25 protein-coding genes are annotated in these 23,825 nt (G+C 60.5%); 16 read left to right on the top strand and 9 right to left on the bottom strand.

Annotated features, from left to right (window positions below; translation table 11 throughout):
* Positions 1–52 precede the first annotated feature (52 nt).
* On the bottom strand, positions 53–1,390 hold the full coding sequence (locus BT264_RS17320; RefSeq protein WP_072439164.1) for a polyhydroxyalkanoate depolymerase: 1,338 nt from the start codon (positions 1,388–1,390) through the stop codon (positions 53–55).
* A 288-nt stretch (positions 1,391–1,678) separates the two neighbouring features.
* On the opposite strand from BT264_RS17320, the gene BT264_RS17325 reads away from it, so the two are divergent.
* The 12 genes from BT264_RS17325 (at position 1,679) to BT264_RS17375 (ending at position 14,100) form a co-directional block, all read left to right on the top strand.
* Positions 1,679–2,341 (top strand): glutathione S-transferase family protein, encoded by a 663-nt coding sequence (locus BT264_RS17325; protein WP_072439166.1) that lies wholly within the window; start codon positions 1,679–1,681, stop codon positions 2,339–2,341.
* A gap of 238 nt (positions 2,342–2,579) precedes the next feature.
* Positions 2,580–3,818, top strand: coding sequence for a cyclic nucleotide-binding domain-containing protein (locus BT264_RS17330; RefSeq protein ID WP_072439168.1), 1,239 nt, complete (start codon positions 2,580–2,582; stop codon positions 3,816–3,818).
* 13 nt (positions 3,819–3,831) lie between these two features.
* Complete coding sequence (locus BT264_RS17335; RefSeq protein WP_072439170.1) at positions 3,832–4,596, top strand: flagellar motor protein; 765 nt, start codon at positions 3,832–3,834, stop codon at positions 4,594–4,596.
* 39 nt (positions 4,597–4,635) lie between these two features.
* Complete coding sequence (locus tag BT264_RS17340; protein WP_072439172.1) at positions 4,636–5,295, top strand: OmpA/MotB family protein; 660 nt, start codon at positions 4,636–4,638, stop codon at positions 5,293–5,295.
* 157 nt (positions 5,296–5,452) lie between these two features.
* A complete protein-coding gene (locus tag BT264_RS17345) occupies positions 5,453–7,315 on the top strand; it encodes a methyl-accepting chemotaxis protein (RefSeq protein WP_072439175.1) in 1,863 nt (620 codons plus the stop codon).
* Between the two features lie 103 nt (positions 7,316–7,418).
* Entirely contained in the window at positions 7,419–7,784 is a 366-nt protein-coding gene (locus BT264_RS39955; RefSeq protein ID WP_256260652.1) for a hypothetical protein, read from the top strand.
* Between the two features lie 3 nt (positions 7,785–7,787).
* Positions 7,788–8,207, top strand: coding sequence for a hypothetical protein (locus BT264_RS39960; RefSeq protein WP_256260653.1), 420 nt, complete (start codon positions 7,788–7,790; stop codon positions 8,205–8,207).
* 187 nt (positions 8,208–8,394) lie between these two features.
* Positions 8,395–8,850 carry a GNAT family N-acetyltransferase gene (locus BT264_RS17355; protein ID WP_072439177.1) on the top strand — a complete coding sequence of 152 codons (456 nt, stop codon included), beginning with the start codon at positions 8,395–8,397 and terminating at the stop codon, positions 8,848–8,850.
* Between the two features lie 232 nt (positions 8,851–9,082).
* Positions 9,083–10,492 (top strand): DUF2130 domain-containing protein, encoded by a 1,410-nt coding sequence (locus BT264_RS17360; protein ID WP_072439179.1) that lies wholly within the window; start codon positions 9,083–9,085, stop codon positions 10,490–10,492.
* 35 nt (positions 10,493–10,527) lie between these two features.
* Positions 10,528–11,751, top strand: coding sequence for a DUF4297 family anti-phage-associated protein (locus BT264_RS17365; RefSeq protein WP_072439181.1), 1,224 nt, complete (start codon positions 10,528–10,530; stop codon positions 11,749–11,751).
* A gap of 16 nt (positions 11,752–11,767) precedes the next feature.
* Entirely contained in the window at positions 11,768–13,447 is a 1,680-nt protein-coding gene (locus tag BT264_RS17370; RefSeq protein ID WP_072439183.1) for an ATP-binding protein, read from the top strand.
* Positions 13,448–13,803: 356 nt separating this feature from the next.
* The gene (locus BT264_RS17375; RefSeq protein WP_072439185.1) at positions 13,804–14,100 is read left to right on the top strand and encodes a hypothetical protein; all 297 of its coding nucleotides are present in this window, start codon (positions 13,804–13,806) and stop codon (positions 14,098–14,100) included.
* A gap of 262 nt (positions 14,101–14,362) precedes the next feature.
* On the opposite strand, the gene BT264_RS17380 is transcribed toward BT264_RS17375, so the two are convergent.
* The 3 genes from BT264_RS17380 to BT264_RS17390 form a co-directional block, all read right to left on the bottom strand.
* Positions 14,363–15,604, bottom strand: a complete 1,242-nt coding sequence (locus BT264_RS17380) for a metal-dependent hydrolase family protein (RefSeq protein WP_072439187.1) — start codon at positions 15,602–15,604, stop codon at positions 14,363–14,365.
* Between the two features lie 12 nt (positions 15,605–15,616).
* The gene (locus BT264_RS17385; protein WP_072439189.1) at positions 15,617–16,933 is read right to left on the bottom strand and encodes an MFS transporter; all 1,317 of its coding nucleotides are present in this window, start codon (positions 16,931–16,933) and stop codon (positions 15,617–15,619) included.
* A 123-nt stretch (positions 16,934–17,056) separates the two neighbouring features.
* Positions 17,057–17,968, bottom strand: a complete 912-nt coding sequence (locus tag BT264_RS17390) for a LysR substrate-binding domain-containing protein (RefSeq protein WP_072439191.1) — start codon at positions 17,966–17,968, stop codon at positions 17,057–17,059.
* Between the two features lie 191 nt (positions 17,969–18,159).
* On the opposite strand from BT264_RS17390, the gene BT264_RS17395 reads away from it, so the two are divergent.
* The 3 genes from BT264_RS17395 to BT264_RS17405 all read left to right on the top strand — a co-directional run bounded on the left by BT264_RS17395 (position 18,160) and on the right by BT264_RS17405 (position 20,111).
* Positions 18,160–18,570, top strand: a complete 411-nt coding sequence (locus BT264_RS17395) for a TIGR02594 family protein (protein WP_072439193.1) — start codon at positions 18,160–18,162, stop codon at positions 18,568–18,570.
* A gap of 138 nt (positions 18,571–18,708) precedes the next feature.
* Complete coding sequence (gene yfcF / locus BT264_RS17400) at positions 18,709–19,341, top strand: glutathione transferase (RefSeq protein WP_072439195.1); 633 nt, start codon at positions 18,709–18,711, stop codon at positions 19,339–19,341.
* A 146-nt stretch (positions 19,342–19,487) separates the two neighbouring features.
* Entirely contained in the window at positions 19,488–20,111 is a 624-nt protein-coding gene (locus BT264_RS17405; RefSeq protein ID WP_072439197.1) for a LysE family transporter, read from the top strand.
* Between the two features lie 36 nt (positions 20,112–20,147).
* Here BT264_RS17405 and BT264_RS17410 read toward each other — a convergent pair whose 3' ends face one another.
* Entirely contained in the window at positions 20,148–20,840 is a 693-nt protein-coding gene (locus BT264_RS17410; protein WP_072439199.1) for a hypothetical protein, read from the bottom strand.
* A gap of 300 nt (positions 20,841–21,140) precedes the next feature.
* Between BT264_RS17410 and BT264_RS17415 the strand changes: the two genes are divergently transcribed.
* The gene (locus tag BT264_RS17415; RefSeq protein ID WP_072439201.1) at positions 21,141–21,767 is read left to right on the top strand and encodes a DUF3304 domain-containing protein; all 627 of its coding nucleotides are present in this window, start codon (positions 21,141–21,143) and stop codon (positions 21,765–21,767) included.
* Positions 21,768–22,195: 428 nt separating this feature from the next.
* On the opposite strand, the gene BT264_RS17425 is transcribed toward BT264_RS17415, so the two are convergent.
* The 4 genes from BT264_RS17425 to BT264_RS17440 all read right to left on the bottom strand — a co-directional run bounded on the left by BT264_RS17425 (position 22,196) and on the right by BT264_RS17440 (position 23,598).
* Positions 22,196–22,495 carry a hypothetical protein gene (locus BT264_RS17425; protein ID WP_072439205.1) on the bottom strand — a complete coding sequence of 100 codons (300 nt, stop codon included), beginning with the start codon at positions 22,493–22,495 and terminating at the stop codon, positions 22,196–22,198.
* Positions 22,496–22,643: 148 nt separating this feature from the next.
* Positions 22,644–22,982 (bottom strand): hypothetical protein, encoded by a 339-nt coding sequence (locus BT264_RS17430; RefSeq protein WP_072439207.1) that lies wholly within the window; start codon positions 22,980–22,982, stop codon positions 22,644–22,646.
* Between the two features lie 131 nt (positions 22,983–23,113).
* Positions 23,114–23,338 carry a hypothetical protein gene (locus BT264_RS17435; RefSeq protein WP_072439209.1) on the bottom strand — a complete coding sequence of 75 codons (225 nt, stop codon included), beginning with the start codon at positions 23,336–23,338 and terminating at the stop codon, positions 23,114–23,116.
* Positions 23,338–23,598 carry a hypothetical protein gene (locus BT264_RS17440; protein ID WP_072439211.1) on the bottom strand — a complete coding sequence of 87 codons (261 nt, stop codon included), beginning with the start codon at positions 23,596–23,598 and terminating at the stop codon, positions 23,338–23,340. The genes BT264_RS17435 and BT264_RS17440 overlap by 1 nt, the downstream gene beginning before the upstream one ends.
* Between the last annotated feature and the right edge of the window lie 227 nt (positions 23,599–23,825).

A 23,825-nucleotide genomic window follows, 5' to 3' on the forward strand; every position in this document is an offset into this window, starting at 1 on the left:
TTTGCAACGCCGGCGGTTGCGTCGCAGCACCGGTTCAGTGTGCACGATGCGATTATGTTTCGGTCGCCGTATCGTGCTCGGTTGTGCGCGCATCGAGCAGCGCACGCAACGTGACGTAGTGCGCGCCGTTCGCGCTGCCTTCCGCATCCGCGGTGCGATCGTACGGCTCGTTGTCATGAATCGTCGCGCGCACGATCGGATAGATCTGCGTTTCCCATCGGCTGCCGTTGAATACGCCGTAGTGGCCCGCGCCCGTCTGCACGTGGTGCGTCTTCAGATACGACGGCAACCCCGAACACAGCTCCTGCGCGGCGACCGTCTGGCCCACCGCGCAGATGTCGTCCTTCTCGCCTTCGATCGTCAATAGCGCGGTGCGGTGAATCGCCGCCGGTTCGACGAGCCTGTCGCCCACCGTCAGTTCGCCGCGCGCGAGTGCGTATTGCTGGAATACCTTCTCGACCGTCTCCAGATAGAACTCCGCGGTGAGGTCGGCCGTCGCGAAGTATTCGTCGTAGAAATGCCGCAGCGTGTCGGCTTTCGCGGGATCGCCTTTCGCGCGCTGGTAATACAGATCGGCGAACGATGCCGCATGCCGGTCGGGGTTCATCGACATGAACGCGCCGACCTGCACGAAGCCCGGATACACGCGCCGCTGCGCGCCGACGAAGCCGGCCGGCACGACGCTGATCAGGTTCTTCGCGAACCATTCGATCGGCTGGCTCGTGGCGAGCGCGTTGACCTTCGTCGGATTCACGCGGCAGTCGATCGGGCCGGCCATCAGCGTCAGGCTTGCAGGTTGCGCCGGATCGCCGCCGGCGGCCATCAGCGCGACCGCCGCGAGCGCGGCGACGGTCGGCTGGCAGATCGCGAGCACATGCGTGTCCGGGCCGACCTGGCGGATGAAGTCGATCACGTGCGTGACGTATTCGTCGAAACCGAAGCGCCCGGCCGTCAACGGGATGTCGCGCGGGTTGTGCCAGTCGGTGATGTACACGTCGTGGTCGGCCAGCATCGTGTGCACCGTGCCGCGCAGCAGCGTCGCGAAATGCCCGGACATCGGCGCGACGATCAGCACGCGCGGCTGGCGCGCGACCGGCAGTGCCTTGCGGAAATGCAGCAGCGTGCCGAACGGCGTGGCCGCGGCCGCCTCCTCGACGATCGGCACCGTTTCTCCGTCGACGACGATCGACGCGATCCCGAACGGCGGGCGCCGATGCGAGAACGCGCAGCATTCGAGCAGTTCGCACAGCGCGTCGAGCATGCGGCCCGTCGGTGTTGATGTAGATGGGGGCCACAGCGACATCGTCGCGCGCGTGGTCGCAGCCCATGCGCGCGCCGGGCGCAGGCATTCGGCAGACCATTGGTAAAACGGATAGGCAAACAGGTTCATGACCGTCGCTCGTTGCGCTGCGTTGCAATGAACGAGGCAAGCCGTGTGCCAGCATGCGGCTGGCACGCGCGTTGCGAGTGGTTCGGGAACGCGGTGGCGCAGGTGGCACGCGACGACGGATGGCCGAAGGCGATGCATTGCCGGGCCGGTCCGGCGCGCGGCCCGTGCTGCAATACCGTGCGGCGTCGCGCCGGTTCGGCGAATATGCCGCACAGGCGTGGTGCGGGTGACGGGGGCGGCGTCCGCTTTCGGTGCAGGGGCACGAACGGCTTTCAGCAGGGGAGCGACATGGAATCAACCGGACAGACGACGCTGACCATCAGCAGCCGCAATTACTCGTCGTGGTCGATGCGCGGCTGGCTGCTCGCGAAGCTGAGCGGCCTGGCGTTCGACACCGTCAGCGTACCGATCGATGCCGCGTCGCGCGCGGAGCTGCTGCTGCTGTCGCCGTCGATTCTCGTTCCATGCCTGACGCATGACGGCAACAAGGTGTGGGATACGCTCGCGATCGCCGAATACCTGAACGAAATCCGGCCGCAGGCGCGGCTGCTGCCTGAAGACCGGCATGCGCGCGCGCATTGCCGGTCGATCTGCGGCGAGATGCATTCCGGTTTCAGCGCGTTGCGATCCGCGCTGCCGATGAACCTGCGCGCGCATTTCCCCGGCTTCCGGATCTGGTCGCGCGCGCAGCACGACATCCAGCGGATCGTGACGATCTGGCACGAGTGTCTGGCCGCGTATGGCGGCCCCTGGCTGTTCGGCGCGGAGATCGGTATCGCCGACGCGATGTATGCGCCGGTCGTCACGCGCTTCCTGACCTACGACGTGAAGCTGGAACCGGATATCGCCGAGTACTGCATGCGTGTGCTCGCGCATCCGTTCGTCGCCGAGTGGATCGACGCGGCGAAGGCGGAGCAGGAAGACATCGACGAACTCGACATGGAGTTTTGATGCGCGCGATCGCGGCGTGCTTTCAATTGCACTACACGCGCAGGCATCGAAATTGGATTCTCGATGCAGTTGCGCAATGCGCAAACGTTTTACCTTGATTTCGGGTTAAACCGAGTGCGAATTCCCTAAAGGATGTTGAGCTCGATGACGTAAACGAGTCACGGGGACGACTCGCGACACGCATGCTTTCGACGTGCGGCGCGCAGTCTGCAACATTCAGCGCAGCAGGGGAATCGACGTGAATCGTCAGCAATCGTGGACGCGTACAGCGGCGCCCGGAGAAATCATTTATTCGGAGGGCTTCGCGGGCGAGCCCGTGATCTTTCTGATCACCGACGGCAAGGTCGAGCTGTCCACGCGGTGCGACGACAAGCGCGTCATCGTCGCGACGCTCGGCCGCGGCGAGTTCTTCGGCGAATCGGCGCTGCTCGCCGCCGAGCCGCGCGCCCATACCGCGAAGGCGCTTTCGTTCTGTCAGCTCACGGTCGTGCCGGCCGGCATGCTCGATGAAGAAATCGAGCGCGTGTCCGCGCTGCTGCGCCATATCGTGCGAACGATGATCCGGCGCGTGAAGCGCAAGGACGACCAACTCGCGACCTACACGCACGCGGACTTCATGCCCGGCGTGCTGTCGTATGCGCATGTGCTGTCGCTGATGGCCGGCGCCGATGCGCGCGAATCCGGCGACGGGTGGGCGCGCAGGCCGATGCAGGCCCATGCGACCGAAACCTCGGTGCCGCTCGCCGAAGTGATCCGCAAATGCCGCGCGATTGCCGGCCATTCGCGGCCGCACGTGCTCGCGATGCTGCGGCGCATGGAGAAGCTCAATCTCGTCACGATCGAAGCCGCGCAGGCCGACCATGTCGGCGGTGCAGCCGACTATGCGGCTTCGTCGGACGCGCGCCAGGTCGTCACGTTCGATGCCTCGCGCGTGATCGATCGCGCGCAGCAGGTCGCGGACCACGATCTCGACCTGTCGATCAACAGCGAACTCGAGCTCATCGAACTGGCCGATCTCGAATCGCTGATCGGCGTCGAGAAGACGCTGTTGCTCAACAAGCTGTCGAACGGCGAGATCGCCGACGAAGTGTTCGCGTTCCGCAAATCGAAGGTGCTCAGTTACGTCGAGCAAAAGGGCGTTGCGTACTTCTCGCGGCGCAACGCGCGTCGCGGCGGCGACGTGCGCGCGCTGGAGGATCTCGTGTGGGTCGACCAGCGCACGCTGTTCGACGTGATCAGCGCGTTCGATACGTACGATCTCGCGAAGCTGATCGCGAACCTCGACGATCGCGCGGTGGCCGACAAGCTGTTTTCCGTGATGACCGAGGCGCGGCGCAACGAGGTGTCGTGGGTGATGCGTCGCGAGCTCAAGCTCGATCCGATCGAGATCGAGGATATCGAGCAGCGCGTGCTGGATGCCGTGCGCGCGGCCAAGGCGCCGGCGACGGGCGCGGCGTCCGTGGCGTCGGATGCGTGACACGGGGAGGCGTATGGATCTGTTGACCTTGGCCGGTGTGGTGCTGGGCGGCGCGGCGATCGTGTTCGGTTTCGCGCTGGAAGGCGGGCATTTTTCGATGCTGTTCCAGTTCGAGGCGCTCGTCATCGTGCTCGGCGGCACGCTCGGCGCGGTGATGATCCAGAACACCTGGGCGCGATTCTTCGACGCGGTGAGGCAGTTGCGGCTTGCGTTCGTGCGCGCGAGAGAGGTCGATCGCAAGCACCTGTCCGACCTGCTCGAATGGGGCGATCGCGCGAAGCTCGACGGGCTGCTCGCGTTCGAATCGATGGACGTGAGCGGCATCCATCCGTTCGCGCGCCGCGGGCTCGAACTGCTGGCGAACGGCGTGTCGACCGCCGTGCTCGAGGATGCATTGCAGCGCGAACTCGATGCATACGAGCGCAGCCGGCTGGCCGCCGTGCGCGTATGGCAGCAGGCCGGCGGTTATGCGCCGACGTTCGGCATTCTCGGATCTGTGCTCGGGCTCGTTCAGGTGACGAGCCATATTCTCGAGCCGGCGCAGCTCGGGCCGGGCATCGCGGTTGCATTCATCGCGACGCTGTACGGGCTGGCGTTTGCGAACCTCGTGTTTCTGCCGCTTTACGGTAAGCTGCGCGCGCAGATCGATAGCGAGCTGCGGTTTCGCAAGCTGTATCTCGACGGATTGCTGGCGATTTCGCGCAAGGAGTCGCCGCATACGATCGAAATGCGGCTGACCGGTGATGTGCGCGGGCGTGCGGCTGAGTCGCTTGCGTGATGTGCTGCGTATGCGGTACGACGAACAGGGATCTTCGGCATGACAGCCCGAACTGACGGCGCGGCGTCCGCCGGTCGCGACCACGACGAACTCGAAGGCACGCAGTCCGGACGCTGGCTGATTTCGTACGCGGATCTCATCACGACGCTGATGGTGCTGTTTCTCGCGCTGTATGTGCTCCAACTCGCGAAATACAATGCACTCGACGCGCGATACCAGACGCTCGCACGACACACCGGTGGCACTGCGAGTACTGCTGTGCCCGAACGCGCGCCGGCCTGGCTCGCGTTGCTCGATTCGTTGAAGACGAACGGCCGGATCTCGCTGGTGAAGGCGCCGCACGGCGTGGAGATCGGCATCGATGCGAAGATCCTGTTCAATGTCGGCGATGCACGCTTGCTGCCCGATTCGTCGCCGGTGCTGAACCAGATCGCGCAGGCACTGAGCGAGCACGCGACCGGCGACATTCTCGTCGAAGGGCATACGGACAACGTGCCGATTGCGAACGCGAAATACGAATCGAACTGGGAGCTTTCGTCGGCTCGGGCGGGGAGCGTCGTGCGCTACCTGACCGAGCGCGGCGTGGCGCCGCACCGGCTCGCGGCGATCGGGCGGGCCGATACGCAGCCGCTCGTGACGGGCGACGATGCCGCCGCGCGGGCGCGGAACCGGCGCGTGACGATCTTTGTTGCGTATTGATTCGCGCTGATCGTGCACGTATAGGCGGCCGCATATGCCCGCCTGTCAACGACATAACAAATCTCGCATGATCGACATCTGAAATCTGCGATGCGCTTCTGTGCGTGCATGCCGATAACTCAAACTGGCTCAGACCGAGCGGTTACCGAGGGTTCCCATGCATTTCTGGCGCAAGCTTTCCATTCAGAACAAGCTGATTCTCAGCATGACGAGTTGCCTGCTCGTGTTCGTCGCGATTTCGAGCGGCCTGAGCATCCGCCTGATCGGCAACGCGGTGCGTGACCGCGTCGTCCGCGAAGAGTTGCCGACGGCAGTGAGCGGCATTCGCGCCGACGTGCAGCGTCAGATGGCCGGGCCGATCGCCGCGTCGCGCATTCTCGCGCGCGATGCGTTCCTGCTGCAATGGGAAGCCGACGGCGAGCCCGACGCCGGCACGCGCAACTGGATCCAGCTCGCGAAGAACGTGAAGGACGAGCAGAAGGCGGCGTCCGTGCAGTGGGTGTCGGTGAAGAGCGGCAACTACTACAACGAGGCCGGCCTGCAGCGGAAGGTGACCGACAAGGATCAGTGGCTCACCAGCTTCCTGTCGTCCGGCAAGGCGTTCGACGTGAACATGGATCACGAGGTGACCGTCGGCGGCTACATGATGTTCATCAACAGCCGCGTCGAACTCGACGGCGTGCCGATCGGCGCGGCCAGCATGAGCCTGTCCGTCGATGCGCTAGCGAAGGGCATTGCCGCTTACCGGATCGGCGAGACCGGGTTCGCGTATCTCGTGCGTCCCGACGGCGCGATCATGATGCATCGCGATACGTCGCTGATCGACGGCAAGCATTTCATGAAGGATCAGCCGGGGCTGCCTGACGATGCGTCTTCGACGCTGCTCGCCGGCAAGCCGTATGCGTACCTGAGCTACAACGGCGACGGCGGCGCGCGCTTCATCGCGACGTCGTTCGTTCCGGAGCTGAATGCGTATGTCGTCGTCGAGGTGCCGCAGGCGGAACTGCTCGGGCCGGTGACGAGTGCGATCCGCAGCGCGGCGCTGGTCGCGGCCGTGGTGGGGCTGGGTGTCGCGCTGCTCGTGATTTGGCTGGTCGGGCGCGCGATTGCCGCGCCGATCCGGCGTGCGGCTACGTTGCTGTCGGAGATTGCGAGCGGCCAGGGTGACCTGACGCGCCGGATGGCGGTCGAGAGCCAGGACGAGATCGGGCAGTTGTCGGATGCGTTCAACCGGTTCGTGTCGTCGCTGTCGACGCTGGTTCACCGGATTCGGGCGGCTTCCGCGTCGATTGCGACCGGGTCGGCGCAGATCGCTTCGGGGAATGCGGATCTGAGCGAACGCACCGAAGGGCAGTCGAGCAACCTGGAGCGGACGGCTTCGTCGATGGAAGAGATCACGGCCGTGGTGCGGAACAACACCGAGACGGCGACGACCGCCGCGAAGATGATCAACGGCGCGTCGGATGCGGCGGCGCGCGGCGGGCAGGTGGTGGGCGAGGTCGTGAGCACGATGGAGCAGATCAGCGCCGCGTCGCAGCGGATCTCCGAGATCATCGTGATGATCGACAGTATTTCGTTTCAGACGAATATTCTGGCGCTGAATGCCGCGGTTGAGGCGGCGCGGGCGGGGGAGCAGGGGCGTGGGTTTGCTGTGGTGGCTTCGGAGGTGCGGAATCTGGCGCAGCGCAGCGCGCAGGCGGCGAAGGAGATCAAGGCGCTGATCGAACATAGCGCGGGGACGGTGAATACCGGTTCGCGGTTGGTTAGCGAGGCGGGGAAGGTGATGAGCGATGTTGTCTCGCAGGTGCAGGGCGTTAGCGCGATGATGAGCGAGATTGCTGAGGCTAGCCTGGAGCAGAGTGCCGGGATCGATCAGATCGGGGACGCGGTGCAGTCTTTGGATCAGATGACGCAGCAGAATGCGGCTTTGGTGGAAGAAAGCGCGGCGGCCGCCGAGAGCTTGAAACAGCAGGCGGCGGAATTGACCAAGCTGGTGTCGGCGTTCAAGGTGGATGAATAAAGTCTGCTTCGCGTTTTAGAATGAGGCGTTTCTGAGGGACGGCTGCCGTGGGTTCACGGCAGCCGTTTTGCATCCGGGCTTGGTTTCGGGACGTCATAGAAGAATGAAAAGCATTTCCAAACTGAAAGTCGGGGTGGGGGCGGTTGTGCTCCTGGCCCTGATCGCTGTTGTCGGGGCGAAGGCGATTACGTTGCCGACCGATTCTTATCTCGCGGATCGGAAGAAGGCTGCCGAGACAGTTAATGCGGCTCGGATGGAAGACCGGTCGGATCTCGACAGGAAATACACCGCCGAGTTGAGTGCGAAGCTGGTAAAGCTTGTCGGGACGGTCAAGGCGAAAGGGTTTTCCGGGAAGGTTGGGAGTGCCGTGCTAAGCGTTGTCGCCGATGACGGGATAACGCCGGGGCCGGATGGGCTGTTCTTCAAGTCGGATTATGGGAAGACGAGTCTTCTTGTGACGATTGTTTAACTTTTGAAGGCTTGGGTGGCGATAGCGGATGCGGGGCTCAAGTCGACGGATGATGTTGCCGTTATCTTCGATAACGAGACGTTTTATTCGGACGTGTTTGGTGATGACGCTGCGGCGTTTCGGTTTGCCGAGTTGCCGGTGAAGCGGAAGCCGGCTGATGCGGTGGTGAAGGCGCTGCTGTTGGGGGGAAGCCAGGACGGGGTCCCGGATGGACCGGACACGCTGGCAGTGTCAGTCAGGCAGGGGGAGCGGGTTTATATCCTCTGGCGGGGCGCGACGGTGCCGGGGATCGCGGCCTGTGGTGCCGACCGAGTGGCAGAGGAACAGCGGCAGGAATGTTTTGCGAAGCATTTGCCAGGGCAGAAGGGCTATCTGCGGCTTGCGTCCGAAGTACAAGCGATGGTGGATGACGTCGTTCAATAGCAAGCAACCATCTCGATGTCGTTTAGTCGGGTAATGTCACTGTGCCATCGGATTCGGCAACTTTTGAGATGTTCGACAACATCGGAAATATCGCTGAAAATCAGCGACTGAAGGCCAGATAGGTGTCGATGTCGATCATTTTTTTCGCTGGGTACTTCAATTTCATTTTCGCACGGCTTCTTCAACTATGACTGTCGCCTTCGAGTCACCCGATCAACCCGATGTGATTGCCCTCATCGCCGATCTGGATGCCTATCAGGACACCCTGTACCCGCCGGAGAGCCGGCACGTTCTGGATATGGCGTCGCTGAAGCAACCCAATGTCCTGTTTGCTGTTGCGCGGGATCGTGAAGGTAAAGCAGTCGGGTGCGGGGCGATTGTTCTCAACCCCGAATTCGGTGAACTGAAACGCATGTATGTCAGCCCGCTTGGTCGGGGGCAAGGTGTCGCCAGGAAACTCATGGCACTGCTCGAGTCACGGGCAATGGACTTGGGCTGCAAATTGCTCAAGCTTGAAACCGGACCGTATCAACATGAGGCGCTGGCTTTGTATCTTTCGGTCGGTTACCAGCGTCGGGGACCGTTTGGCGGTTACTCGGACGACCCGTTGAGTGTCTTCATGCAGAAACACATCGCGGTCTGAGAATCGGGCTCGCGCGGATACGCGATAAAAGTCCGTGGGGTCAGTCGTCCGTCTGGTTTATTAGTGGATCCTGTTGGTCGAACACGGTCACGTTGTCTGCGGCGATTGAGGCCGTTGCTGTAACCCAGCTCGCAAAGAGTTAGTGTGTTTACCGGACTGCGGCGCTTGAGGTAAAAGGAACTGTTCGCGAGATGCTCAGACATATTCTGACAATGGCGGGAGAAACGTAGACATGAATGAAATCATCTGCCCGCACTGCGGGAAGGCATTTAAGATCGACGAGGCTGGGTACGCGGACATATTGAAGCAGGTTCGCGATGGTGAATTCGAGAAGCAGTTGCACGAACGGCTTGAGTTGGCCGAGCAGGACAAGCGGAATGCCGTCGAGCTCGCCCAAACTAAGGCCGCCAGCGAATTACAGATGGCCGCCGCAGCTAAAGATGCCGAGATCCAGGAACTGAGGTCTAGGCTCGATGCCGGCGAGGTTGCGCGACAGCTCGCTGTGACTGAGGCCCTAAGTGCCGTAGAAAAAGAGCGTAGTGCTCTTGAAAATGAGCTTGAGCAGCTGAAGCACGCCACACAAGCAGCCACTGAGCTTGCTGAGGCGAGGCTGGCGAATGAACTGCAGAAAGCTGCGGCCACGAAGGACGCGGAGATTCAGAGCCTAAAGGCTAAGCTCGATGCCATCGATGTTGAGAAGAAACTTGCGATTACCGAGGCAGTCAGCTCGGTTGAGAAAGAGCGTGACGAACTGAAGAGTGGCCTCGAGCGAGTGGAGCTTGAGAAGCAGCTCGCAGAAAAGTCGCTCAAGGACAAGTACGAGACGCAGATCAAGGATCGCGATGATGCTATCGAGCGTCTCCGGGATATGAAGGCTCGCTTGTCAACCAAGATGGTTGGCGAATCCCTTGAGCAGCACTGCGAAACAGAGTTCAACCGTATCCGAGCGGCGGCGTTTCCCAGAGCATATTTCGAGAAAGACAACGACGCGCGGACTGGTAGCAAGGGCGACTACATCTTTCGCGACTCGGATGAGGCTGGCACTGAGATCGTCTCAATCATGTTCGAAATGAAGAACGAGAGCGATCGTAGTGCGACGAAGAGCAAGAATGAGGATTTTCTGAAGGAGCTCGATAAGGATCGTACTGAGAAGGGGTGCGAATATGCGGTGTTGGTTTCTCTGCTCGAGCCGGACAATGAACTGTACAACACCGGAATCGTCGACGTGTTCCATCGCTACCAGAAGATGTATATCGTCAGACCGCAGTTCTTTCTTCCAATCATCACGCTTCTACGGAATGCTGCGATGAACTCGCTCAAGTACAAGTCAGAGCTGGCGCTCGTTAAGGCGCAGAATGTAGACATCACGAACTTCGAAACCGAACTGGAGGCGTTCAAAACCGCATTTGGGAAGAACTACGACCTTGCCTCCAGGCGTTTCCAAACGGCAATCGATGAAATCGACAAGTCAATCGACCATCTGCAGAAGACGAAGGAGGCTCTACTCGGTACCGATCGAAACCTTCGTCTTGCGAATGACAAGGCGCAGGACGTGACGATCAAGAGATTGACTCGGGGCAACCCGACGATGGCAGTCAAGTTCGCCGAACTCAAGAATCAAAATCCTTCCGATGCCGAATAGGTCGGGAATGGAAACAGATATTCACTGGATACGCCATGACTGACAGAAGCGCCGTTGACACTATTCGGGGGTATTTTTACCAGTTCGATCTGTCAATCCTCAGTATCTTGAAACTGACGTCGCCGGACGATTCCGTCGAGATCGAATGCACCGAAGACATTGACATCCGGACCGCAACCGAGGTTACGGCCACGCAATGCAAGTATTATGCGAAGACGGAATACAACCACTCCGCAATCAAGGATGCGGTAATGCACATGGTGTCCCACTTCAAGGAAAGCTTGGTGGGAACAAAACCAAAGATCTCTTACTCCATTAAGGGGCACTACGCCTCAGGTCAGGAAAAGCTGGATGGTGGCATCGACGTTGATTTCCTGAAAAAACATTTCCTCACGTACTCGGAGGGAAAAGGCACTGCCAAGGTCACGCGCTACCACCATTCCGAGCTTGGCCTTTCCGATGCCAACCTCGTCGATTTTCTGAAACGCTTCACCATTGACGTTAGAGCAAAGGAGTTTGACGAACAATACCGCGAGGTACTCGAAGCCGTCCGAGCTATCTTCCGAGGCACGCCATTCTCAGCCGAATACTTCTATTACAACAACGCGCTGGCCGTTATCCGCGAGCTCTCGATCAAAGTGGCGCCGGCGGACCGGAGAGTCACGAAGAAGGAGTTCCTGGCAAGAATCAACACCTCCACGATCTTGTTTAACGAGTGGTTCGTCGAGAAGAAGGGCAAAAAAGCACATCTCGCCGCACTTCGCAAGGAATACTTTACGGAGCTCAACGTATCCCCACACGAGCGCTTCTTCCTAGTCGAGGCGGACGCTGGCTCCTACGTCCGGAGCGACCTCAAGGACCTCTTCTTCGAGCTTTCCAGGAAGTGGGCCAAGCTGTCCGCACGAGAGCCTTCACCCTTCTGCCCGTACATCTATGTCCACGGCGTACCAGACGACGAGCTGCTTGCGCTGAAGAGAGAGCTCAGTATGGAGGGATTCAAACTAATTGACGGCCACGACTTCCAAGGCGCGGACTTCAGCTATCACTCAATCACGCAGAGCGCCACGCATGGCAATGGGATAAAGATCAAGGTCCTGAACACCCTTCGCAACGTCGAGCAAACCGTGGATGCCGTTACCAAGACCAGACGCATCTACCAGTTCCACCTGGGCAGCAGCTACTTCGACTACGACAAGCCGGCAGTTCGGCACGTCAAGATTCAGATAGAACGGCTGTTGGACGTCAAATCCATCATCTAACCGCAGGCACAAGAGCATGACACACGCACAGGAAGAAGAACAGATCAACGCTCAGGTAATCGCAGTCTTCCCCGACAAGGTACGCATCGTCGTGGACGACCTCGAAGACTTCAAGGTAGCGGAAGAATCGTTGAAGGTCGGTTCTTATGTAAAGATCGCGGACAACGAGAACGCGATCCTCATAGCCATTATCGAGAACTTCCAGATCGCCGTCAGCGCGGACGGGAAGCGGGACCACATCATCGAAGCTTTCCCACTTGGCATCCTGAGGGACGGCAAATTCGAACGCGGCGGCGATTCGCTTGCGATCCCGCCGAAGGAAGTCCAACCTGCGACCATCGCGGACATCAAGAAGATCTACGACGACTCAGTGCCTGAAGCGGAGAGGTTCCGCTTTGCGACGCTGGCATCGAACAAGAACGTTCCCGTTCCCGTCAATGGAAACAAGTTCTTTAACAAGCACATTGCAGTGGTCGGCTCCACAGGGTCAGGCAAGTCACATACCCTCGCTACCGTCATCCAGAATGCGGTAAAGGAAAAGGACGGCGACTTCTCGCTCAACAACTCGCACATCATCGTTTTCGACATCCACTCTGAGTACAAGTCGGCGTTTCCGCGCGCGAACCATATTGATATCTCGAATCTCATTCTGCCTTATTGGATGCTGAACGGCGAGGAATTGGAAGAATTCTTTCTCGATACGGAGGCTAACGATCACAACCAGAGAAATATTTTCAAGGAGGCGATCATCAGGGACCGCCGCGCAAAGTTCAGCGGATCAGAAGCCGACAAGCAGAAGATTCACTTGGACACTCCCATTCCGTTTGATATCCGAAAGGTGCTTGAATATGCCGTCGAAAAGAACGACGAGCTCATAGATTCAGGTGAGGTGTATGCGTCTGGAAAGAAAGCCGGCCAGCCGAAGCTCACGCAGGGCAGCCTCTACGGGAAGCTGACTAACTTTGTGAACCGGCTCGAGAACAAGGTGAACGACAGTAGGCTCGATTTTTTCCTGGGCGAGAAGTCGAAGAGCATTACGTTTGAGGAAACGCTCCAGACACTTCTCGGTTACCCGTCGTTAAATGAGTCGAACGTTACCGTCATCGATCTCAGCGGGGTCCCATTCGAGGTGCTGAGCATCACGGTCTCGCTTATATCGCGCCTGATATTCGAGTACGGGTACATCTACAAACGCCTGCGCTGCGCCAACAACCCCGGCGAGAAGATTAACAACGATGTGCCTATCCTGCTGGTCTACGAGGAAGCGCACAAGTACGTGCCAAACAGCGATCTATCCAAGTACCGTTCGTCCAAGGTCTCCATCGAGCGGATCGCAAAGGAAGGCCGGAAGTACGGCGTCACCTTGCTGCTTGCGAGCCAGCGCCCATCCGAGATATCCGAAACGATCTTCTCTCAATGCAGTAACTTCATCGCTATGCGCCTTACAAATCCAGCAGACCAGGGGTATGTGAAGAAGCTGCTTCCGGACTCACTCGGCTCGCTGATCGACAAGATGACGTCGTTCCGGCAAGGTGAAGCGCTGCTGGTAGGTGAATCCATCATCCTTCCGTCAATCGTCCAAATCGACCTGTGCGCTGACGCCCCATCCTCCAACGACATCCCGTACTGGCAGCTCTGGAAGAAGGAATGGAAGGATATGGACTTCGCGGCCATCAAGGCGGAGTGGTACAAGTAGCCACCGCATTCCGTTTCCGTGGGGGGAGATCAGTGAGCACCAAGGAACGGCAAATGATCCATCCGCAACATCAGCCATGTGTCGCACCCATCCCTCTGCCTAACGGCCAATCCCCCCCAACTCCCCATTTCTGAGATGCCAGCGCGACTACACTGGTCATGAAGCCTTGCTTCTCGCCCATCGGAAGTTGAACGCAGCACCCTTCGCACCGATGGTCGAAAAATCCGTCTTGCCCAACAAGACGCAGCGAAGGGGGAGAGAGAAGTAGAAATTCCACGGCAACAAAAAGCGCGGGCCGCATGGGCGGCAACCCATACGACCCGCTGACCACCACCAACTCGCTCTAGGAGTCGGAAATGGCTGACGCCAATAGTAAGACACGTCGCAGGAAGAACAAACCGGTCAACATGCAAAAAACGTTTGAGCTGGTCCTCCGCAACTACCCGGACCTTCCCAAGCGCGGCTGGCCGTACCTGCCGTGGATGAAGGCAATCGATCTGGATTTCAAGATCTTTGGATTCAAACCGGGCGACCGCGTCTACCTCGACGTCAACTACGTCACCCGGAAAATCACGATCTCGCCGGACTACAGCCAGCTAGCGCTGCGAGAGCAGCCTTACCACGACCCGGAACCGGAAGACTCGCAGGCATAACGAGCAAGGGCCGCTTGATGCGGCTCTTGCGAGTGGAATTGCAGGCTTTGCACGAACGCGACTGACCGCCGGGGCGATACTGCCCTGGCCATCGCTTCGGATATCGTGATTCGCGCCCGCAGCCACCTTCAACAACTGTCACGACCGCACTGCCGTGAGGCCGCTCCGTGCGTGCCGAAACAAGCGAATGGATTCGATTGACTCGGAGGTATCCGGATTCAAGCGACGGCCCGAATATTCCCGTGCATCCGTGAACGACGCATCAACGCCCGCCGTCCCGCGCCTTCACGATCCGCCCGCGCTGCATCACATAGGCGACGTGCTCGCCTTCACCGGCCACGACGCCGATATCGGCGAGCGGGTTTCCGTCGAGCACGACCATGTCGGCGATCGCACCGGCGGCTACGACGCCCAGTTGTCCCGTCATGTTGACAATCTCCGCCGCCACCGTCGTCGCCGACCTGACCGCTTCCAGATTCCCCAGCACCTCGGCCCGAATCCGAAACTCACCCGACTGAAACGCGTGCATCTCCCCAAGCAGATCCGACCCGAACCCCATCTTCACGCCGGCCTTCGCATAAATCTCCAGCGACTCGCGTCCTTTCTGCTGCACGGAAGCCACCTTTGCCACGGAGTCCGCCGGCATCCCGAACTCCGCTCCATGTTTGGCAAGCGCGTCATAAGTAACCAGCGTCGGCACCACAAACGCCCCATGCTCATGCATGAGCTTCGCGGCCGCTTCATCTACGAGGTTCCCGTGCTCGATCGTCCTCACGCCACATCGCACAGCCCGCGCAATCGCCCGCCCCGTATACGCATGCGCCATCACATAAGTATTCGCGGCCTCGGCTTCATCGACGATCGCCCGAATCTCGTCCTCCGAATACTGCGTGTTGGCAATCGGATCAGTCGGCGACGCAACCCCACCGGAAGCCATGATCTTGATCTGCGTCGCGCCTTTCTGAATCTCTTCGCGCACGGCGAGCCGCACACTTTCAACGCCATCCACGACCCGCGCAATCGCCCCCGTCCGAAAACAGCACGAACAGGGCTCCAGCAAATCCCCCCGAGGCCGAAAATCCCCATGCCCGCCGGTCTGCGACAACGCCTTCCCCGACGGAAAAATCCGCGGCCCTGAAACCAACCCCGTCTCGACCGCTTGCATCAACCCCCAATCCGCCCCGCCGGCATCCCGCACACTGGTAAACCCACGCGACAACATCGCATCGAGAATCGGCAATGACCGGATCGCCGCGAGAATATTCGGCTGCACCGCATTGGCGCCGAGATTCGCATTCGAAGCCAGCACATGCACGTGGCAATCGATGAACCCCGGCATCACGGTTTTACCGCGCACATCGACCACCTGCGCATTCGGCAAATCCACCGGCCGATCGGTGACTTCGACAATCCGTTCGCCGTCGATCACGACATGATGATGTTCGAGCAACACGCCCCGTTCGAGGTCGAGTACGTTGCCGCCCTGAAGCACGGTAATGGTCATGAGGAAATATCCTTATCGAGTCATGGAGGCAGCCCGCTTCGCATCTTTCACGAAGCGCGTCCCGACGAAACTGACTGCCGCCGCGAGGATCACGTAGCAGGCGGGCGCCATATTGCTGCCCGTGCGGGCGATGAGCCACGTGATCAGGAACGGCGCGAACCCGCCGAAGATCGTCACCGCGAAGTTGTACGCAACGGAAAGCCCCGTCGACAGCACCTTGGTCGGAAACAGCTCCGCAAACGCCGCGAGGATCGGCCCGGTATAAGTCGCAATCAGCACGCCGAACACGGCCTGGAACACGATCAGCGACGTGAACCCGGGCGCATGGTTGATCCACGCGAACATCGGCCACGCAAGCACGAGGATCGCGAGCGCCGAGCCGGACAGGAACACGCGTCGTCCCCACACGTCGGCGAGCCTGCCGACGATCGGCGAGCAGCACATGATCATCAGCCCGCCGACCATGCCGGCGGCGAAGCCGGTCGACTGCGGCAGATGCAGCGTGCGCACGGAATAGGTCGGCATGTAGAAGAGCAGCACGTAGGTGCAGACGGTCCACAGGATGACCATCGAAAAGCTCGCGAACGTCTCGCGCGGGTAGGTGGACAGCACTTCCTTCAGCGGGGAGCTTTCCTTCGCCTGCGCTTCGACGGCACTGAACGCGGGCGTCTCGTCGATATGGCTGCGGATGAAGTAACCGACCGGCCCGACGATGATCCCGAGCAGGAACGGCAGACGCCAGCCCCAGCTATGCAGCGCCTGCGCGTCGAGCGACGTCGTGACGAACGTGCCGGTCGCCGCGCCGAGCAGCACCGCGAAGCCGATGCTCGACTGGATCCAGCTCGAGTAATACGCGCGTTTCTCCGGCGGCGCGTATTCGGTGAGGAACGCGGTGGCGCCGCCCATCTCGCCGCCGGCCGAGAAGCCTTGCAGCAGCCGCGCGACGACGATCAACAGCGGCGCGGCGATGCCGGCCTGTTCGTAGGTTGGCGCGATCCCGATGAGCGCGGTGCCGGCTGCCATCAGCAGGATGGTGAGCGACAGCGCTGCCTTGCGTCCTACCTTGTCCGCATAGACGCCGAGCACGATGCCGCCCACCGGCCGCATGAAGAAGCCGACGCCGAACGTCGCGACGGTCAGCAGCACGGACGTCAGTTCGTTGCCGGTCGGGAAGAACAGCTTCGCGATGATTACCGCGAAGAAGCTGTAGACGGTGAAGTCGAACCATTCGAGGCCGTTGCCGATCACGGTCGCGACGATGGCGCGGCGGCGCTGCTGCACTGCCACATCGATGGAAGGCGCGGCGCGCGGGGAAAGCGTTCCTTGCATGGTCTCTTCCTTTGTCAGAAGACGGGACGGCTGCCCCGCGTGAATCCCATGCTAAGGACAGCCGGATTTTTTTCTGAAACGAAAGATTCGCATGCACGCATGCGCTGAGCGCATGCGTCGCGCTCAGGGTGCGGTTTGCTTCTCGGCCTGTTCGAACAGCCAACGCGTGAACAGGCGGGCGGCCTGGTTCTGTGCGCGGTCGTTGGGCGAGATCACGTAATAACCGCCGCCGTGGCTCGCGGACGCGTCAGTCACGCGCACGAGCAGGCCGGCCTCGATGCATGCGTCGATCATGTAGCGCCAGCCGAGCGACACGCCCTGGCCGAGAATGGTCATCTGCACGATCTGCGGATAGGAGTTGATCATGATGTCCTGCGGCTGCGCCTTCTGCCGGTCGACGTCGTTCATGTCGAACCATTCGGACCAGGACATCCATTGGCGCTGCCCGTCCTCGAGGCGCAACAGCGTCTCGTTCGCGAGATCGGCCGCGTCGAGCGTGCGGCCGGCCAGATAGCCGGGCGAACACACGGGGAACACTTCCTCGTCGAACAGCCGGCGCGCTGTGTATTCGGCCGGCGCTTGCTGGCGCACGTAGTAGACGCCGACGTCGAATTCCGCGGGCGACATCGACGCAAGGCCGTCGCGCACGATCAGGCGCAGCTTGATGTTCGGATACGCAGCGCGAAAGTCCGGCAGCCGGGGTGTGAGCCACAGGAGCGCGATGCCGGACGAGCATGCGATCGTCAGTTCGAGGTCGCCATATGGCTTCATCACGTCTTGCGTGGCTTCCGCGCATTGGGTGAGCAGGTGGTGGACCTGTGTCGCGTATTGCTCGCCGGCGATCGTCAGCCGCAACGAACGATGTTCGCGGACAAATAGCGAGCGGCCGAGGAATTCCTCGAGCTGCTGGATCTGGCGGCTGATCGCGCTTTGGGTCAGGTGCAGTTCGGCGGCGGCTTTGGTGAAGCTCGCGTGCCGCACGGCGGCTTCGAACGCGACGAGGCACTGAAGGGGCGGCAGGGGCGTGATGCGCATGGCGGGCAGGGGAGTCGATGGCGCTGCCGACATGATACGGGGGGATCCACCGAAAATCGCAAGCCGGAAAGGGCGCGGTAGACTCGCTATATTCATGCGAAGATTGAGCGAAATCACACCGACACTCGCCCGAGAACGACGTGACCCGATCGAACCCTGAGAGCAAATCGAACGCCGGCCATCCGCCGTGGATGTCCGTTGCGCTGGCCGAACTCGGCATTCGCCGCCACCCGCCCGGCAGCATCAACCCGCGCATCGTCGAATACAACAACCAGACGAACCTGGTCGGCTACGACGACAAGATTTCCTGGTGCTCGTCCTTCGTCAACTGGTGCATGACGCACGCCGGCATTCGCGGCACGGGCTCGGCACTCGCACGCTCGTGGCTCGAATGGGGCCGCCCGCTGGAGCGCCCGGTCTACGGTTGTATCGCGATCCTGACGCGCGACGACCCGGCAAGCTGGAAAGGGCACGTCGGTTTTTACCTGCGTCACGACGACGAATACGTGCATCTGTTCGGCGGCAATCAACTGGAAGCAGTACGCGAACTGGCGTATCCACTGAACGAAGTGATCGGATACCGCTGGCCCGACGCCGGATGACCACGCCGCCGCAACGCCAACGGAACTTCAAACACTGCCTTTCCCGCCGCTGCTAATCTGTCGCACACCCCGCATGACCCACGCGGAGTTTGTCGGCGCGCAAGCCCACAGACCCTCCGCCCCCACAAGGAGCCAGCAGTGCAAACCGGTAATCTCCGTCTCTACGCGGATGCGCAATACACGAGCCCTTACGCGATGTCGGTTTTCGTCGCTCTCGAGGAAAAGGCACTGCCGTACGAATTGGTGACCGTCGATCTCGGCAACCGCGCGCATTTCGCGCCCGACTATGCGGCGACGTCGCTGACGCAACGCGTGCCGACGCTCGTGCACGACGATTTCGCGCTGTCGGAATCGTCGGCGATTACCGAGTATCTCGACGAGATATTCCCCGGCACGCGGCTCTATCCGGTCGAGCCGCGCCAGCGCGCGCGGGCGCGGCAGGTTCAGGCGTGGTTGCGCAGCGACCTGATGCCGATCCGCACGGAGCGGTCGACCGAAGTGCTGTTCTACGGCCCGACGAGCGAGCCGCTGTCGAATCTGGCGCAGGCTGCCGCGCAGAAGCTGTTCGCGGTCGCCGACAAGCTGCTGGCGTCGGGCGCGGCAAACCTGTTCTGCGAGTGGAGCATTGCCGACGTCGATCTGGCGGTGATGCTGAACCGTCTGGTGCTGAATGACGATCCGGTGCCGCAGCGCCTCGCCGACTATGCGCGTGCGCAGTGGGAGCGGGCGTCGGTGCAGCGCTGGGTGAAGCTGAAGCGGCCGCCGCTGTAATCGTGGCTGCGAGGGGCTTGTCAGCGGCTCGAAAGGTTATGCGATACGCCCGCACGTTGTACATCCTGCCGTCCCGCACCGACGGAAAATCGGCATGCTAGATTGGATCGCCTGTCGTCCTTCACCTTGAATCCATCCGAATCGCCATGAGCTATCTTCCCCAACTCGCCGCAGTCGGCGGCGTGATGTTGCTGGCGTGCGTCAGCCCCGGCCCCGACCTGATCGCTGTTTCGTCCCATGCGCTCGGCAATCGCCGTGCGGGCCTGCTGGCTGCATTGGGTATCGCGTCGTCGCATGCGGTCTGGGCCGCGATGGCGATTTTCGGGCTCGGGCTGATCGTCGCGAAGCTCGCGTGGCTGTATGAGGCGATTCGCATCGCCGGGGCCGCATACCTGATCTATCTCGGCATCAAGACGCTGTCGGGCCTGCGCCAGTCTGCACAACAGGCCGAATCCGCGAGTCAGCCGGTTATTCGTGGTGGCGTACACGCATATCGAAAAGGGCTGCTGGTCGGGCTGACCAATCCGAAAGCCGCTGCGTTTTTCGGCAGCCTGTTCGTCACGCTGCTGCCCGCGCATGCGCCGGCATGGGTGCATGGCGCGACGCTTGCGGTAGTCGTCGCCGTATCGCTGACGTGGTTCTGCACGGTTGCAGTGCTGTTCTCGACGAACCGGGTGCAGACGGGTTACGCGAAACTGCGCAAGCCGATCGATGCGGTGATGGGGACGATCCTGTTGGGGCTTGGCGCGAAGCTGGCGCTGGATCGGTAAGCGGTCAGTCGTTGTTGACTATCACTGGGCTCATCTTCAACGATTCAGCACCGCTAACACACGTCCGGTGTCCGCGCATGTCGACTGCCGGCCCTCAGCGTAGAAACGGAATCGCAGCGGGTCGGATTGCGGGATTGGAAACGACTGCGGAATATCTTCACCGTCATTTCCCGAATATCCGGGCGTACGGAGATGCGGCATCGGGGTGCCGGCGTGCCCCCTGGATGCATCCTGGTAGCACGACCACATCAGATACCGGCGACGGTTCTGCACGAAGAAGTATGGCATTTGCGTCATCTGGATTCTGTATAGCGTTGTGCCGAGCAAGCCGCCTGCACCACCCATATCCCCCATCCCGGTTTCACTTCTTTTACTTGCGCCGTTGAACACGGCTATTGACCAAACGCCGTCCAGTCCGACTCGGGCAGTCGGTATACGCATGGGCGATGTCCAGATGGAATCGGCGATAGCGCCGATTTGCGCGAGGTCGTCAGCACCGAGTACGATGTCGCCGCGATCGATGACGGTTGTCCTCCGCTCGCCGTTCATTAGATCAACGTCAAACTCCACGAAAGACAGCGTGCCGGCATCCAGATCAACGAGCGAGATGGCCTCGGGGCCGAAGAGACCGCCAGTGAAGATTCCGATGCCGTGGCGAACCTGTTTGAGCGGGAACAATTCCGGATCCGGGCGCGCGGAACAGCGCGTGGCGCATGGTTGGTCGGTCATGCGGAATCGGGTGTCACCGACAGATACGCCGTTCCAGGCTGTTACAGGTGCGCAGGCGGCTGTGACGAATGCAGTGACTATTAGACTGATGGGCGCAAGGATGAGTCGAATAGTCATGGTTGAATTCTGGATTCCGGTAATGCCGAAGGGCGCTGCACATTATGCCGTGTTGGCTTGCATCCCAAGGACGTCGGCTATTACCGCGTGATCTGTCTCCGAAGAAGATCTGTATCGAATGCATACTTAAGGGGGGCCAGGGGCGGAGCAGCCCTGGTGCCCCGTTAATCCGTAGACTTACTCATGATGACAGACCGACTTTCCCGTTACGGGCGACGTACGATCCAGACCATCGCCCTTGTTGCCGTATTTGGCCTCGGCGCATGTGATAAGCATCCCGGCCCAGTGGCGCAACAACTCGACTTGTCGAACCTGCCGAAGCACTACGACACGCTCGGCGCGAGTTCCTTGACGCTGAACTACACCCCTTGGTACATCCATCAGTGGGGGATCGAGGGACCCGATGGGTCAGGGGTGGCTGGCGGTGGCCCTAATGTATTGCCGGCGGGAGCGGACGGCAAGCCGTCCGGCGGTGGCAAGGAAACTTGCTGCAGTGACATCCCTGCAGCATGGCAGCCGGATCTGAGGCTGACGGTGCGCTGGCTGGTTGACAAGAAGCAGGACGGCAAGACGCGGGGCGACTGGTACAAGGCTGAAAACGTTCGGATACCAAAATATGGGCGAGTCATGGGCGGTTTGTGGGCCGTGTTCCTGCCGGGTGACCGCGTCCGCATCATGGTGGCCGATGGCCAGAGAGGTGGCGCTAACGACCCTGGCATACGCCCCCCGGACAACGATCCGTACATCGCGCACGGTGTGGTGGATCAGGAATGGAACCGGTTATACCGTGACGGAGGAAGCACACAATGAGTCTTAAATGGGTCGACCCGATGCCCCAGGGGTGCGCGTGTGTGGCGGGCAGTGTCACGGCGTTGAGGAAGGGGCGCGCGCTGGTGTGCGATGCGTTGATGTCGTGCCCCCAGGCCTCACATGGCGGACGATTGATCTCGGATGCAACCGACACGGCATCGATGGCTTCGGTGGTCAAGGGACCGCTTCCGAATTGCTCAAGGAGGTCGGGTGGGATAGCCGGCAGGTCCGGCGGTGGTGACTTCGGTGCGTAAGTCAAGACCTGATCTCTCAGTCAGCGTCAGATCAGGTCTGAGACTGCTTCGCCGTCACTTCATCAAGGGCCGTGATCGACCCGAAGCGGGCATCCAGCTCTCTCCAAAGCAGTCGTTGAGTCACTGCAAACAGTGCGCGAGTGATATCAATATCGATGACCCGTGCAGTGCTACTTAGGCAGACGGCCGTAGACACGGCCTCCATTCCGGGCTCGTCTGCGGATGAAGTGCCGCATTCTGCTCGACGGGGCAAACGACGCCGAGCTCGTGCAGATCCTCAAGAATGTCAGCGATGTATTGCTTCGCGCTGCGGCCACCGACGATCAACCAGTCGTCGTAGTAGAAATCTTCTGATTTGGCGAGCCAATCAGCGATCGCATCAAGCGTCGTCCGGTGATTCTCAGCGTTCAGAATGTGAAGCGCCTTCATTACGCCGATTGCCACACTTCCTGAACGCGATTTACCTTCAATCATTGCTCACCTTCATTCAAAGAGTGCATGCGCGGTCGGGAGCATCAGACACAGCGACAGTTTCGTTGTGGCTCGGCCAGCGGTAGCCACTAGTCGGTTGGAGAGGTCCATATCCCGCTGCAGTCGACAAACTCCGCTCATCGTCACGAGATCAAGGTGAGCGGTATAGGGCTAGCGATGTGCGGTAGTTCCAGCCTCGTGCTTCTGTTAGTCGTTGGTCGTACATCCTCTGTCGATCAACCAATCCCATACTCAACGCGGCCATGGCCATATACTCTAGTACGCGCCAGTTCGCGCTGTCCCCCTTGCTGAAAGCAGCCTCGATGGCGTCCAGTGCTAATTCGAGTTCGTTGTGCTTCAGGAAATCTTCAAACTCGTAGATCTCATCCGCGCCCACACCTTCGGCAGTTTCCGAGATATGGGCTCGGGCCTCACGAAGATACTCCGAGGTCCTGATCCAGCTTGGGTGAAGCTCGGAATCAGCAGGCATATGATTTTCCCGTAGTTCTGACGTGCCCAATTGTCCACAATCTGGACTCAGCGGTCGAATGCCCGTTCGTGGTCGCCTAGCGACCGACGCCGGCCGCCCTGTATCTGTGGCCCCGCTTCCCGACGTAGCGTCTACGCCGGTGACTTCCACTCCCCCGCCCAGAGGTCGAAATAGTTAAAGGCAGAGATGCGGCCGAGCACAACTTGCTCCCCGATGTCATCGACGACCTTGAATGGGACGGATATCCCGAAATATCCTTCCGGCAGGGGAAAGATCTCGGCGAATGGAGCCGCACTGCCCAATTTCTCGACCACTTCCGCGTGGCTCGCAGCCACAACCACTACTTGAATGCCCATCAGCGCTTGAACTCCACCGTGGCCACATCACAGAGTTGCGTTCGGACTTGATCAATTGTCGGCTCGCTCACCGATTGCCCACGGACATCATAGACAAGTCTACATTTCCAAGACTCTGAAGGCAGGTGCGGCCGACCATTCAGAATTCGCGCACGGTTGTACTCGACGCTGAGCCGCGCGGCTTCAGTTGATTCCAAGCTGTGGTTGGCTACCAAAACGAACTCGCCCAGCTCTGGGCTTACCATTTCCGGTGTGAACATTTAAGTCCTCTCCGCCATAAAAATGCGATTCTACTGGGGCCATCCGTGCATGACGCGCGGGCGAGAAGCCGGGACTGTGATACGTGGCGTACCGGCCTGCTGAGGATGCGGCGGATTGCCAAGGGCGATTGTCGGCAATCTAGCCACACAAGTTGAGCGACCGCAAATGGCCGAACTGAGTTAGTCGATCTGACGCTGTTTGTTTGGTCTAGTCCAGACTCATACAC

The sequence above is a fragment of the Burkholderia sp. NFPP32 genome (genome assembly GCF_900119325.1).
GTDB lineage: Bacteria > Pseudomonadota > Gammaproteobacteria > Burkholderiales > Burkholderiaceae > Burkholderia > Burkholderia pyrrocinia_C.

Excerpts from the sequence above, each read along its gene's own strand:
- BT264_RS17365 (WP_072439181.1), top strand. The coding sequence starts at position 10,528 with ATGACTGACAGAAGCGCCGTTGACACTATTCGGGGGTATTTTTACCAG.
- BT264_RS17385 (WP_072439189.1), bottom strand. The coding sequence starts at position 16,933 with ATGCAAGGAACGCTTTCCCCGCGCGCCGCGCCTTCCATCGATGTGGCA.
- BT264_RS17370 (WP_072439183.1), top strand. The coding sequence starts at position 11,768 with ATGACACACGCACAGGAAGAAGAACAGATCAACGCTCAGGTAATCGCA.
- BT264_RS17410 (WP_072439199.1), bottom strand. The coding sequence starts at position 20,840 with ATGACCGACCAACCATGCGCCACGCGCTGTTCCGCGCGCCCGGATCCG.
- BT264_RS17395 (WP_072439193.1), top strand. The coding sequence starts at position 18,160 with ATGTCCGTTGCGCTGGCCGAACTCGGCATTCGCCGCCACCCGCCCGGC.
- BT264_RS17335 (WP_072439170.1), top strand. The coding sequence starts at position 3,832 with ATGGATCTGTTGACCTTGGCCGGTGTGGTGCTGGGCGGCGCGGCGATC.
- BT264_RS17390 (WP_072439191.1), bottom strand. The coding sequence starts at position 17,968 with ATGCGCATCACGCCCCTGCCGCCCCTTCAGTGCCTCGTCGCGTTCGAA.
- BT264_RS17430 (WP_072439207.1), bottom strand. The coding sequence starts at position 22,982 with ATGCCTGCTGATTCCGAGCTTCACCCAAGCTGGATCAGGACCTCGGAG.
- BT264_RS17345 (WP_072439175.1), top strand. The coding sequence starts at position 5,453 with ATGCATTTCTGGCGCAAGCTTTCCATTCAGAACAAGCTGATTCTCAGC.
- BT264_RS17340 (WP_072439172.1), top strand. The coding sequence starts at position 4,636 with ATGACAGCCCGAACTGACGGCGCGGCGTCCGCCGGTCGCGACCACGAC.
- BT264_RS17380 (WP_072439187.1), bottom strand. The coding sequence starts at position 15,604 with ATGACCATTACCGTGCTTCAGGGCGGCAACGTACTCGACCTCGAACGG.
- BT264_RS39955 (WP_256260652.1), top strand. The coding sequence starts at position 7,419 with ATGAAAAGCATTTCCAAACTGAAAGTCGGGGTGGGGGCGGTTGTGCTC.
- BT264_RS17360 (WP_072439179.1), top strand. The coding sequence starts at position 9,083 with ATGAATGAAATCATCTGCCCGCACTGCGGGAAGGCATTTAAGATCGAC.
- BT264_RS17405 (WP_072439197.1), top strand. The coding sequence starts at position 19,488 with ATGAGCTATCTTCCCCAACTCGCCGCAGTCGGCGGCGTGATGTTGCTG.
- BT264_RS17355 (WP_072439177.1), top strand. The coding sequence starts at position 8,395 with ATGACTGTCGCCTTCGAGTCACCCGATCAACCCGATGTGATTGCCCTC.
- BT264_RS17415 (WP_072439201.1), top strand. The coding sequence starts at position 21,141 with ATGATGACAGACCGACTTTCCCGTTACGGGCGACGTACGATCCAGACC.
- BT264_RS17325 (WP_072439166.1), top strand. The coding sequence starts at position 1,679 with ATGGAATCAACCGGACAGACGACGCTGACCATCAGCAGCCGCAATTAC.
- BT264_RS17375 (WP_072439185.1), top strand. The coding sequence starts at position 13,804 with ATGGCTGACGCCAATAGTAAGACACGTCGCAGGAAGAACAAACCGGTC.
- BT264_RS17435 (WP_072439209.1), bottom strand. The coding sequence starts at position 23,338 with ATGGGCATTCAAGTAGTGGTTGTGGCTGCGAGCCACGCGGAAGTGGTC.
- BT264_RS17425 (WP_072439205.1), bottom strand. The coding sequence starts at position 22,495 with ATGATTGAAGGTAAATCGCGTTCAGGAAGTGTGGCAATCGGCGTAATG.
- BT264_RS17440 (WP_072439211.1), bottom strand. The coding sequence starts at position 23,598 with ATGTTCACACCGGAAATGGTAAGCCCAGAGCTGGGCGAGTTCGTTTTG.
- BT264_RS17320 (WP_072439164.1), bottom strand. The coding sequence starts at position 1,390 with ATGAACCTGTTTGCCTATCCGTTTTACCAATGGTCTGCCGAATGCCTG.